General features: G+C 44.9%; 10 protein-coding genes. 3 read left to right on the plus strand and 7 right to left on the minus strand.

Going from position 1 to position 12,823, the window contains the following annotated elements:
• Positions 1 to 3: 3 nt before the first annotated feature.
• From CPIN_RS30435 to CPIN_RS30445, 3 genes are all read right to left on the minus strand, one after another.
• The gene (locus tag CPIN_RS30435) at positions 4 to 3,732 is read right to left on the minus strand and encodes a SusC/RagA family TonB-linked outer membrane protein (protein WP_083781171.1); all 3,729 of its coding nucleotides are present in this window, start codon (positions 3,730 to 3,732) and stop codon (positions 4 to 6) included.
• Positions 3,733 to 3,864: 132 nt separating this feature from the next.
• Positions 3,865 to 5,040 carry a FecR family protein gene (locus CPIN_RS30440; RefSeq protein ID WP_012793729.1) on the minus strand — a complete coding sequence of 392 codons (1,176 nt, stop codon included), beginning with the start codon at positions 5,038 to 5,040 and terminating at the stop codon, positions 3,865 to 3,867.
• Between the two features lie 92 nt (positions 5,041 to 5,132).
• On the minus strand, positions 5,133 to 5,699 hold the full coding sequence (locus tag CPIN_RS30445; protein ID WP_012793730.1) for an RNA polymerase sigma factor: 567 nt from the start codon (positions 5,697 to 5,699) through the stop codon (positions 5,133 to 5,135).
• A 98-nt stretch (positions 5,700 to 5,797) separates the two neighbouring features.
• On the opposite strand from CPIN_RS30445, the gene CPIN_RS30450 reads away from it, so the two are divergent.
• A complete protein-coding gene (locus CPIN_RS30450; RefSeq protein WP_012793731.1) occupies positions 5,798 to 6,922 on the plus strand; it encodes a beta-1,2-mannosidase in 1,125 nt (374 codons plus the stop codon).
• A gap of 169 nt (positions 6,923 to 7,091) precedes the next feature.
• On the opposite strand, the gene CPIN_RS37200 is transcribed toward CPIN_RS30450, so the two are convergent.
• Positions 7,092 to 8,615, minus strand: coding sequence for a family 43 glycosylhydrolase (locus tag CPIN_RS37200; RefSeq protein ID WP_012793732.1), 1,524 nt, complete (start codon positions 8,613 to 8,615; stop codon positions 7,092 to 7,094).
• A gap of 296 nt (positions 8,616 to 8,911) precedes the next feature.
• Here CPIN_RS37200 and CPIN_RS30460 point away from each other — a divergent pair, with 296 nt between their 5' ends.
• Complete coding sequence (locus tag CPIN_RS30460) at positions 8,912 to 9,136, plus strand: ADP-ribosylglycohydrolase family protein (RefSeq protein ID WP_012793733.1); 225 nt, start codon at positions 8,912 to 8,914, stop codon at positions 9,134 to 9,136.
• A gap of 21 nt (positions 9,137 to 9,157) precedes the next feature.
• Here CPIN_RS30460 and CPIN_RS30465 read toward each other — a convergent pair whose 3' ends face one another.
• Positions 9,158 to 9,715, minus strand: a complete 558-nt coding sequence (locus CPIN_RS30465) for a hypothetical protein (protein WP_012793734.1) — start codon at positions 9,713 to 9,715, stop codon at positions 9,158 to 9,160.
• 200 nt (positions 9,716 to 9,915) lie between these two features.
• Between CPIN_RS30465 and CPIN_RS30470 the strand changes: the two genes are divergently transcribed.
• A complete protein-coding gene (locus CPIN_RS30470; protein WP_012793735.1) occupies positions 9,916 to 11,217 on the plus strand; it encodes an alkaline phosphatase family protein in 1,302 nt (433 codons plus the stop codon).
• Between the two features lie 97 nt (positions 11,218 to 11,314).
• Here CPIN_RS30470 and CPIN_RS30475 read toward each other — a convergent pair whose 3' ends face one another.
• Both CPIN_RS30475 and CPIN_RS30480 read right to left on the minus strand, forming a co-directional pair.
• Positions 11,315 to 12,022 (minus strand): hypothetical protein, encoded by a 708-nt coding sequence (locus tag CPIN_RS30475; protein ID WP_012793736.1) that lies wholly within the window; start codon positions 12,020 to 12,022, stop codon positions 11,315 to 11,317.
• Positions 12,023 to 12,162: 140 nt separating this feature from the next.
• Positions 12,163 to 12,633, minus strand: a complete 471-nt coding sequence (locus tag CPIN_RS30480) for a DinB family protein (RefSeq protein ID WP_012793737.1) — start codon at positions 12,631 to 12,633, stop codon at positions 12,163 to 12,165.
• Positions 12,634 to 12,823: the final 190 nt, after the last annotated feature.

Genomic DNA, 12,823 nt, shown 5'->3' on the forward strand with positions numbered 1-12,823 from the left:
TAATTAGAAACTAACCGCTGCACCGAACAGGAATGAACGCGATGTAGGCAGATTTCTGGTCCCACTGTTAAGGCTTGCTGTTTCCGGGTCAAGATCGTCCCCGGCTTTACTCCACATCCACAGGTTATTCGCCTGTGCAGTGAACTTTACCTGTTTAGCGAATATGTTTTTGCACAGGTATTGGGGCAAGGTATAGGATAAGTAAAGATTACGTAGCTTGACAGAAGTAGCGCTCACCACCTGAATATCTGAATAACGCCAGTAAGAAGACAGTGTAGTAGCATAACTTCTGAGGACATCAGGGTAGTCCAGTTCCAGTCTCGGATTACCATTCGGAACTTCATCTTTATAGCGATTAGCCAGTTCGCGGTTCTGCTGGGTAGTACCCGAAAAGTCCATACGATCTCTTCTCATCTGATGGCCACCATAGAAAGCAAACATAGCACCCAGTTCTACGCCTTTATAGCGGAAACTCTGACGGAATGAGCCGTTGAACTTAGGGATCAGTGTACCTACTCTGATTATCGCAGCAGGACCATTTACCTGTTTAACGTCTGTAGGATTCCCATTTGCATCGAAAATCACATTAGGCTGGCCGTTCTCATCCAGTATATACGGGTATCCATTGATAGTTCCGCCATATCTGTAAGCGTATACGGAGTTAAACGGTGTATTGGGATAATAGTAGTTTGACGGAGACGATATATATGAATATCCGGTTGTCGCGGCATTGCTTACCTTTTCTATCCTGTTCCTGTTAAAGGCGATCACGAATGACGACACGGCCCCGAAATCTTTTTTATTCAGCCATTCTGAAGAAAGATTGAGTTCGATACCACGATTAGACATCGCACCGTTGTTGATGCTGAGGGAGCTGGTACCTACCGTAGGGTCAAGCGTGCTTGTAGCAATCAGGTCTGAGCTGTATTTTCTGTAGTAATCAATACTACCTCTCAGCAGGTTATTCCATATAGTAAAATCTGTACCGAAGTTGAGCGTCGCCGTTTTTTCCCAGCGTAACTTCGGGTTAGGCAATGCAAGGATGTCTGTATACTGTAATTCAGTGAACAGGTTATCACTTCTCAGTCTGGCGGTGATATATGGAGATGAGGTCTGATCGACGTTACCATTCACACCATAAGTCACGCGCACTTTCAGGAAGTCAAGCCAGCTGATATTTTTCAGGAATGCTTCATTTGTTGCGTTCCATCCTGCACCGACTGACCACAGCGGGCGGTTCCTGTATTTCGGATCTGTACCAAACAGGTCGGTCTGATCTATCCTTGCACTGGCAGTGACGTTATAACGTCGGTCAAAGGTATAACCGATATTACCATAGTAAGATGCAAATCTGTGGCGTACCTCTGTTTTATTCTTTCCCGGTTGATAACCAAGTGTAGTTGTACCAAACAGGTAACTATTGATCCCCGATTCACCAAGGCGGTACCAATCCACCTGTTGGGAAGTCAATGTAACAGGATCATATCCGTACCGCAGGTCGCTTACAGATACCGGTGTGCGGGACTGTCTCATTTCAAAACCGCCAATGGCATTGAAATCATGCGTTCTGCCATTGACATTAAATGACCTGTCGAAATCAAGCTGCTGGCGGAAGGTAAAGTTGTCCGCCTGCTGATTCATCTGGTAAAGACGTCCGCTAAAGGGAATTTCGTGTGTATAAATGTTAGTCGTTGCATTATAGCTTGTCATTGCGTTGTAGAGATACCTCATGCGGTAATCATCCTTTCCTGCAAAACTCTCCTGTTCATTCCGCGACGTTTCGTACTGGAACTTCAGGCTGTATTTCAATCCCGCAAACAACTTAGCGCCTATATCTGCAAATGTACGCAAACGCAGTTGCTGTGATTTACTCCTGCTATTATCCAGTTCATCGAGCAGATTGAAACTGAAAGATTTAAATTGTGTATTGCCCTTTAGTTGATCAATGACAGTACCATTTACGTAATCAGAGCTACTAAAACCGTCTCTGAATGATACATAGTCAGCATAAACGCGATTCCCATTTTCATCTACGATGCGACTATAGCGAGGTTGTGTCTTATAGTCAGTATAGAGATTCTCCGATGCTATTACTTTCGAATAAGCACCGTTTGCACCGAATGTTGCCGTCAGCCAGGGAAGCGGACTAAAGCTTGATTTCAGATAAATGTTCAGGTTCTCGTCGGTGTTATTGCGTATGAGCTGGTTGTTACCATCGTAGTTAATGGAAAAATACGTATTGCTCTTGTCACTGCCTGTACCAAGTGAAATATTAAAACGTTTCCGCACCTGGTTCTGCCATACATTATCATGAAACTGCTGATAATAGTCGTAGCTTTTCAATTGCTCGATGGCAGCGTCTCTTTCATGTGTACTGATCTCGCCAATGCTTTCCTTTCTGTACAGATTGTACAATGGAGAAAAGTATCTACTCGTGTTTCCGCCAACGCTACCATAGTAGTTAAATAATTCCTGCGCATTTGCATACCGGCGTAATTCACCTGCATAGATATCCCTTTCATAATCAACCATCTGCCCGGAAGTAGCGTAATGCATCTTACTAAGGTCAGGACGCTCTGTTACAAAGTAATCTGCATTTACTGAGAGACTGACCCCTCCTCTTTTACCTTTCTTTGTATTAATCACAATGACGCCATTTGCGGCACGCGCACCATAAATGGACGCTGCAGCAGCATCTTTGAGTACGGTAATAGACTCGACATCATAAGGGTTGATCATATCCAGGGTATTTTCAGTAAGCAGTCCGTCGAGTACTATCAGCGGATACGTACCTACACTTCCTGAAAATGTACTCAATCCCCTGACCATTGGCTCACCTTTGTAAAGACTCAGGCCCGCTACCTTACCTTCAACAGCGGCACCCAGGTCTGTATTGATCTGGGCATTGAGCGCTTTATTGTCAACAGTTCCATAAGCACCGGTAGAACGTTCTTTTGGCAATTCCTGATAACCGGTATTCGTAACAGCGATCTCCTCGAGTGATTTCACAGCGAGTTTCATGGTAATAGTCAGTACCAGACTGCCATCATCACCCATGGTAGCGTCGACATTCTTTACCATGACCCTGTTACAGCACATCTGCAATGGGATGTTAAGAGATTCGAACCCTACACTGGAGATAGCCAGCACAGCATCAGCAGGTATACCCGTTAACTTGAAATAACCGGATTCACTACTGCTGGTACCGAAAAGTGAGCCTTTCACTTTTACAGAGACACCCGGCAGGAACTGTCCTTTGTCATCTTTTATGAAACCACTTACTACTGGCAGAATGACTGCCGCTTTCTCAACAGCAGCTTCATTGACTGCCGGACGCGCAGGCGTGGTACGCTTTGTAATAAAGATGGTCTTATCTTCCAGGGAATAGCCCAATGACCTTTCTGCCAGGACTTTGTCCAGGAAGGCGGTCAGCGGCATATTGCTGGCACGCACCGTTACAGGTGTAGTCTTCTTTACCAGATCCGGATTGTAGAGTACCACGTAGCCGGTTTGCTGTTTAACAATGCTGAAGATTGTCGTAAGCGGGACATTGTTCCCGGAATAGTTGATGACCTGTGACCAGCCGCTGGCACTAACTTGCATCAGAAATGCAAACATGAATAGAACATTCAGTTTCACTGTCTTCACTGTTTGTGGTGATAACCGGAAAGACTGCCGTCTGGCACAGGACATGGCACGCCCCTTCCGGTTACATAAAGCGTAAAAAAACATACTTTTGTAACGGTTTCTGGTTGATAATGACAAATAAGTGGTATCGGACCTACTTGCTGTTAAATTACTCGGACCTGAGACTTTGCCGGGAGTGCTGGAACACTTCCGGTTTTTTCTTTTGGTACTTTGATATTAAGGATAGATAATAATTTTTCGTCCCTCTATTTTAAAATTGACCCCCATCGCAGCTAGTCCTTTGGTCACCTGCTGCAAGTTTAGATTTCTTTGCATTTCACCGGTAAAAGCAATGTCCGGCACTTCTCCTTTAAAAACGATTTCCACATCGTACCATCTTGACAACTGGCGCATGACTTCACGCAGGTCGGCTCTGCCATTGAAAACAAACAGTCCGTTCTTCCAGGAAGTAGCTTCTTCCAGGTCGGCATGTTTATCAACGGCGATGTGATCTGCGATAATAGCGGCCTGCTGACCGGGGACCAGTGTTACAGTGTTTGTGCTTGCGCTGACCTTTACAGCGCCTTCGAGCAAGGTAGTACGGATACTTTCTTCATCTTCATAAGCATTAATATTAAAATGTGTTCCAAGCACTTCTATCGTGCTTTTTTGGTTGACCACAACCCTGAACGGTATTCTCTTTCCTTTGGCATCTGTTTTTTTAGCGATCTCGAAATAGCCTTCTCCTGATAGATAAACAGTGCGTTCTTCCTGTGCAAAAGCAGCAGGAAATTTAATAGCCGAAGCGGCATTCAGCCATACTTTACTACCATCGGGCAATGCCAGTGCAAATTGTCTTCCCCGAGGCGTGGTAAGCGTATTCAGTGCTGTATTGTTATGTGACTGTGCGTCTCCATCAACGATCAGCGCTCCCCCTTTTTTGCTGATATTCTCATCTGTATTTCCGATAACGCCGTCGGCCTGGTTATCCAGTACGACCTGTTTTCCATTGGCAAGTGTCAGTACAGCGCCATCATGCCCCGGCTGTATTTCTGCTACATTTACCTGTTGTGGTGACACAGACTGGTGTTCGCGCGTAAAGAAATAAATGCTACCAGCCACTACCAATGCCAGTACGGCTGCGGCTGCGCCATAGATATAACGGCGAACAGGCATTTGTCTGGTACGGGAAGATACGATCGAGTCAAATACAGTATCCAGTTGTTCTTCACTGATATGCGTAGCTGCAGGCGCTGTCATTGCCAGCTCTTCCAGTTGCGCCACTACAAGCTCCCTATCATCTCCCTGTAAGAGAAATGATCTCAGTTCGCTGGACTCTGCAACAGTTGCAGTACCTGCATAGTATTGATTGATAAGATATTTGATCCGCTCTTCGCGTGTATCTTCTGCCATATTTTGGTTGTGGTTGAAAAGAGGTAAAGAGGCTCCTTTGCAATTAATAACGTTTGAGAAAAGACGAGGGACTATCCAGTTTGAAAAAAAACTTAAAAAAAGAGGCGGGTAGCATCGTTCATGAACTGGCGAACAGCCTTTAAAGCGGTCACCAGCTGGTTTTTAACGGTATTTTCAGAAATATTGAGGTGCTGGGAAATTTCCTGGTGACTGAGCCCTTTTAATCTTGATAACCGGAAAATGGTGCGGCGCTGGGGAGGTAAACTGTCGATGGCCTCGTGTAAAAGATGGTTGCTTTGTACGCCCTCTATATAGTCGGCTACATTATTGGCAGAAGGTTCACCGGGAGAGGCTGACAACAGATTAAAATATTTTGCTTCATGAGCGGCTTTCCTCATATAATCAAAGGAGAGGTTGGCAGCAACACGAAAGAGCCAGGGGGCAGAATATCCTTTTTCTCCAAGAGCAGCGCGGTTTTCCCACAAACGGGCAAACGTCTCCTGCACAATTTCTTCTGTGACAGGGTCGGACTTTACAGCCTTGAGCACGAAACCATATAATTGCCTGTAATAGTGGTAATAAACCTTACGGAATGCAATCTCATTTCCTTCCCCAATCTGCCTGAATAAAAAAATTTCATTATCTAATGGAGGAACCATGACCGCATAAAAGTAATTGTTTTCGGCAGAAAATTATAGCACTGGCTTCCGCAGGAAATGTTGTATTATACCAGTCATATTCTACAAATTCTCGTTATATGCAAAAATCAGGTCTCTTATTTACGATGCTCCTATCGGGCGCCCTTTACAGCTATGGGCAGCAGTCCATCAATAAATACCCGGACTGGGCGATAGGGCCCTTTGTCAGACCCACAGGCGTCAACCCGATCATCTCACCCGATTCCACGACCCATTTTTACGATCCTATGCAAAAAAAGCTACTGGACTGGGAAAGCAATGACACCTTCAATCCGGCCGCTGCCGTAAAGGATAACAAGGTCTATGTCATGTACAGGGCTGAAGACAAATCCGGTGTAGGAATAGGCGCCCGTACCTCGCGTATCGGACTGGCGGAAAGTTCCAATGGCATCACCATGAGACGTACCGGCAAACCGGTACTGTTCCCGGATATGGACGATCAGCAGGAATTTGAATGGACAGGCGGTTGTGAAGATCCACGGGTAGCAGTGACGGAAGACGGCACGTATCTGATGTTATATACACAATGGAACAAGAAAGTGCCACGCCTTGGTGCGGCTACCTCCAAAGACCTGGTACACTGGAAAAAGCATGGTCCGATCTTCCAGGATGCCTACAATGGTAAGTTCCATGATATTGCTTCCAAATCAGCCTCCGTATTGACCACACTCAAAAACGGTGAGCTGCGTATTGCAAAATACAAAGGTAAATACTGGATGTACTGGGGAGAAAACCATGTATATGCGGCTACCTCCGAAAACCTTGTCGATTGGACACCATTGGTGGACGCAAATGGTGCATTAAAGGAACTGGCTTCTCCACGAAAAGGATATTTTGATAGTCACCTGACGGAATGCGGTCCTCCGGCTATACTGACCAGCAAAGGCATTGTACTCCTGTATAATGGTAAGAACCGCTCAGGGGCAGATGGAGATATTAATTATACCGCCAATTCTTATTGCGCAGGACAGATGTTGTTCAGTGCAGCAGATCCATCCAAACTGATCAGCAGACTGAATAAACCATTTATGGTACCAGCAGAGTCGTTTGAGAAAAGCGGACAGTATCCGGCAGGGACGGTGTTTATTGAAGGCTTAGTGTATTATAAGGGAAAGTATTTCCTGTATTATGGTTGTGCGGATTCAAGAGTAGCAGTAGCGGTGTATACGCCTTCGGCGAATTAGGAATTAACAATTAAAAATTAAGAATTGATTGATAATAATGCTGAAACTGATAAAGAGGATGTATTAAAATAAACGACCATTCTCAGAATTGCTGAAATGACCACCTGATTCCATCAGGTATTCAAATAAAAAGAGGCTGCTCAAGTGTTGGCAGCCTCTTTTTATTTATCTAAGGTATAATTTGCCACAACTCTGCATCGTATTGGTTCTCGTACCACTGTTGCAATTTCGTTCCAGGCGTCTGATTACTGTTAGGTACATCAATTGCCAGCAGGCTCCTGCGGTTGATCAGTTTGAAATAGCCGTTGCCCATATCCTGTACCCGCCAGTGTTGAGCGATATTGCCATTGTCTGTCCACTGAATTAGGATATTCCCTGCACTTGTTGAACCACCCGCGTTATCGAGGTTTAAGCCGGAAGCCACGTTGGTGATCTTATAATAACCGTTCCCCAGACTGGTAAATGTCCATTTCTGTGCGTTGGTGTTGTTGTCTGTCCATTGTTGTATCTGGAGCCCAGCGGTATTACTTGCGTTAGGCACATCAATACACTGGGAGGTGACTTTAGACTTGATCCTGTACACACCATTGGCAACAGGCATTGCATATTCAGGACCGGTTGAAGGAGAAGGTATCGGAATCCCTTTTTCAATCGGATAGCCGAAGAAAGGAATATCTCCATCCCAGGCGAATTGCTGCGCCATCACTCTTCTATCCCAGCCAGCGCCGTCATAGTTAGCAGCATGGTACACGATCCATGACTGGATACCATCAGGCGATTTTACAAACGAGGCATGACCAGGACCAAATACGTTTCCGAATCGTGAGAAGGCGGCAGAAGAGGGTTTGGTCCAGGAGGACTTAGCCATCAGGTTGCCGTTTGTGCAGGTAAGACGCCCCAGGCAGTAATCGTTGGTCCAGCTACCGCTTGCAGAGTAGATAATATTCACGGTACTGCCACTGATCAATGGTGTGGGACCTTCGTTGACAGTAGGCGAACCGACCTGTTCCCAGCCATAATCAGGTCTTGAGATCTCTACCCTTTCGCCAGAAATTGTGTAAGGATTGCTCATTCTGGCGATGTAGATGTACTGGGAAACATTGGTGGTACCTTCCCAACCAGACCAGACAAAGTATTGTTGTCCGTTAAAGTCGAAAGGAGAACCGTCTATCGCCCAGCGATCGGTAGTAGGAGTAAGTTTCGCTTTGTAAGCATAACCGCCGTTTAAAGGATCGTTGGCATCAGTGCCACCTTCCAATACGTGCATACGGTGATTGGCATTATCGCCATTGTCCGCAGCGAAATAAACATACCATCTTCCGCTACGGTAATGCAGCTCGGGCGCCCATAAGTTAGAGGAATAGAGCGTGCCTCCCGGCGGCGTAAAGATGTAGCTTTTCTGCTGTTGTAATAAGTTCTGCAAGGTAGCAGATTTCGCAATCCACAGGCGGCCTCCGTCAGAGCCGCAATAGTAATAATAAGCGCCCACACGGATGACCCATGGATCATAATAGCTACCATTGTCAATAGAGGGTAATGCGTTGGTAAAAATGGGAGATGCAGCAAGAGCAGTGAGACCTTTGAAGGCAGCAGCGCCATTCAGCCGGTCCTGTTTATCTTCTGCTTTTTTACAACCCGGACCTGATAAGAGCAGCATTAACGCGGAAAGGCATAACAAATGAAGTTTTTTCATCTTCGCTAATTTGAGGGTTTATATATGGTTGTTAAAAAATAACGTGGATTACGGACACTAAAATACACCAGTCAGCAAGGGACCTTCCTGCTGATAACGGGTCTTGTTTGTAAGGAGAGCGGAAATGTGTAACAGTAATACGTGTGAAAATAACAGCAATTTCTGACATTTTGTATTTATCGATGAATAATGTCAATCTTTTACCGGAAACGAAAGGAACATGAACAATTGTTCACGTTTTCACTGTAGTATATTTTGCGTTGACTTTACTAAATTGACCTTGCTAAATTGAAAAAGTGCAGATTACCGACGATCCAAATAGCATGTTCAGGGAGATCATCAACGCAGGTGGAGATACAGATACCAATGCGGCTATTGCAGGTCAGATCGCAGGTACTTTAGTGGGGTTAACCGGCATTCCCCCGGAGCTTAGAGAACAATTACACGCTTTACCTGAATACGAATGGATGCGGGGCATTATCAACAGCACCCGTCTTCAATTAAGAAACCGGACTCTCTAAGCCCGGTTTCTTACTTTTCCCCTATGGATTTACCAACTCATCATACGGCAGATTAAAACTGCCATCTTTCACTTCTATCGCCGCACCGGCGCTATTTCTGATTGTTCCCCCGAAAGTACCCCTGATACCTTTATCACTTATTGACTCAATATTTAAAGTAAAATTATCGCCGTCTGTTAATGTATTATACACCAATGTGCCACTATTCGTCTGGATGGCATAACGAGAGATCATCTCCTCTTCCAAAGCGCTTTCATACTTACCCGCACCAATATTTCCTCCTACCCTCCATAGTTCAATGTCATATGATGGCGGGAACGGACTACCATCTGTAGGATACCTGGCTTCATGACCACTTATTACAATATGTTCCCAGCGGCCATCATTACCACCGCCCTGAAACTTTGCAGTGTGTGTGAAATCAAGCGCCTTTCCGTTGAAAGTTGCTTTGAAATAATAGTCGTTACTTTCACCTGGTCCTGCATCATCATCATCTTTAGAACACGCAGAAAAAGAAACGAGGGCAACAAATACACATACGAGCATCCCAAACAGGCCCGTAATTTTTCTAAAAGACATAGTTAAACTTTTTGTTCAGAATTGCTGTAAGCGTAAAAATAACACAGGAGTAGTTTTCCGGAAATACCCGGAACCAGGTATTTTATCGCCCGTACGCTCAGACGGCCGTTCTTCCCAGGTAATAAATAATTAACACACCTCCACGATAGTGCTGAATATCTTTATGCCGGTATTATACTCCTGTCAGTAAATCAGAAATAATGAAAAAGGGATTAGTATTTATGATGTTATTGCTGTTGACACACAGCATCTTTGCCCAACAGGCACAACACGTGGTTTTGATCACAATTGACGGCTTCCGTCCTAACTTTTATATGGATAGCACCTGGAAGACACCGCATCTGCGTGAAATAGCTAAAAACGGCGTTTATGCGAAAGGTGTTAACAGTGTGTTTCCTTCTATGACCTATCCTTCACATACTTCGATTGTTACAGGCGTATGGCCGGTAAAACATGGTATTTACTACAACAATCAATTCAATCCGAATGGCCCTTCCAATGAGCCGTACTGGCAGGACAGTTCCATCAAAGTACCTACCGTATGGAGCGTTGCACAACAAAAAGGACTGAAAGTAGCGGCACTCCTCTGGCCGGTATCCGCCAATGCACCTGTGATGTATAATATTCCTGATATCGGCGGACTGGGCGACAGTGTGCGTGAGGTGTATTCAAAGCCAGCCGGCTTTATCGCTGATCTGAAAAAGAATGTATTTGATAATACCGACCGCATCGAATGGGGAAAAGATCATAACATCGCTAAGATCGCTTCTTATGTGATCAAAAAAGATCAGCCTAACCTGATGACCATCCACTTCTTTTCTGTGGATCATTATCAACATGAACAGGGTCGTGAAGGCGACAAAGTACGCGCTGCCATCGCTGATGCAGACAGCAGTGTAGGGATCATTATCGATGCGCTGAAAGAAGCAGGTATCTGGGAAAACACAGTACTCATCGTTACCGGCGACCACGGTTTCCTGGATGTAAAAACAAGTGTAAACCCCAATGTATGGCTGGCCAAAGCAGGACTGATCAATGATGTAAAAACAAACGACTGGAAAGCGCAATTCTGCTCAGTGGGCGGTTCCAGCTACCTGTACCTGAAAGACAAAAACGATACAAAAACACTGAAACAGGTGACCGATCTGCTGGCGGGATTATCTCCGGAAGAGAAAAAGCTGTTTCGTATCATTGATCGCAAACAGATCGATAAAGTAGGCGGCAACCCGGAAGTGGGATTAGCGCTGAGCGGAGAAAACGGCGCTTCTTTCGGGAATGCAGTGAAAGGCGATGCTGTGAAACCAGGCCATGGCGGTTCACATGGTTACTATCCTGATTTCCAGGAAATACGTACCGGCTTTGTAGCCTGTGGAGCAGGTATAAAAAAAGGTGGAATGATTGCCGGGATGAATCTGAGAGATATTACGCCTGCATTGGCGAAATTACTACAGCTGTCAATGAAGACGGACGGTAATATACCAGCGAATCTGCTGGAGAAATAAATAATATATTTGTATACATAAGGGAGGCGTCCGCAACTAGTGAACGCCTCCTTTATACATTTTACAAAGACGCGTCTTTCAATAAATATTAGTAGATTTATTTTCCAAAATGCATATTCAGCAAAGGTAGCCTCCTAAAGCCTCTGGGATTGTTCAGCGCTACATTATACAGACCCAATTGCACCCCCTTCAGCTTATTCGTTTTATTGTATCCACCAATGGCAAATCCACTGTGTGCTTTTGTATTGTTCAGGAACGCTACAGAAACACCCCTTACCTCTCCGACATCTATTCTAAAGACCCCGACCGCCATCCCATTGATCCTGCCGCCAATCGTATCTGCCGGTGTTCTCCTCATAATCAGAAAAGCTGTACCTAATCCATTAAGGGTGCCTCCAAACATCATAAAGCCCAATCCATAACCATTGAGTTTATCAAAGGCATTCAACAGACCAGTCAGGGCAACACCATTTTCAATATTTATTCCAACGCCAACCGGTGCAATCATAAGTCCATTGCTTTTATGCTGCGCCCCTCCCGTCAGCATGAGCGAAAGACCATTACTGGTATGCAGACTATCCTCCCCTAAGCTGAAAAAACAGACATCCAGTATGTTGGTCTGCTTTACATTTTTGTTGATGAGATTAAATCTAAAACCGGTATAAACAGGTGCATTTCCAAAACAGATACCTGCTCTTTTCGCTCCCAGACTGAAGTATTTTCCAGGTAGCGAATCCGTCCGGCCAAACAAGAATACCGGGTATAAACAAACAGCTAACAGTACAAGGAATAAGGATTTAACCATAGATAGGGAATAATACCAAACTTAATCACTTTAAGCAGCATTTCAAAACATTATGCAGGCTTCGCTAAGGCTATACGTATCAAATAATTATGACAATAATAAAGGTCTTAAACACGACAATCGTATCTAAGACCTTCTATTTAATGAGCTTGCACAAACGTTAATTGTTGTTTCACTGCGCCCAGATGATAAGCCGCGTGTGGTACCAAAGCAAGTACACCCTGTACGAAGAAAGGATTAGACCAATCCGTCACACCCTTAATTGCCACTACCAGTTTGTCATATGCCTCCAGCAAATCCTGCTGCAACTTCGTCCACTCCGCTTCATCTACTTCACGGATCTGCCAGCTTTCCTCCCAGTTCCCTTCAGGCTTTTTCCCTTTAAAAAACGCCAGTGCAAAATAGATGCTCCAGCGCAGATGCTCTGTATGCGCCGCAATAGTAGACCCGCCTTCTACAATAGGAGTAGACGCCTGTTGGGCATTAATGGTTTTAACAGCGGCTGTAAAGCCCTGACCCGGCTTGGCGTCAATAACCCAGGAATGTTCACCGCCTGTGCCTATGTACAGCTCATGTAATAAATCTAAGAAGGGTTTCAGAATGGACTCCATAACAATGGTTTTAGTTCACCTACCCGCATCAAATTTATTGCCAGCAGGTACCGTTTGTCGCCCTTATTTTGAAATAGATAAGTTTATAGAAAGTTGGTTAAAATACTACCAAATTTATGCATATCAGTGCTTGCGCTTGCTCGTCGTAGATTCGTCGCTATACCGTCGCCTGTTCGTCCCCAATATTCGC

The organism is Chitinophaga pinensis DSM 2588 (assembly GCF_000024005.1).
GTDB classification, from domain to species: domain Bacteria; phylum Bacteroidota; class Bacteroidia; order Chitinophagales; family Chitinophagaceae; genus Chitinophaga; species Chitinophaga pinensis.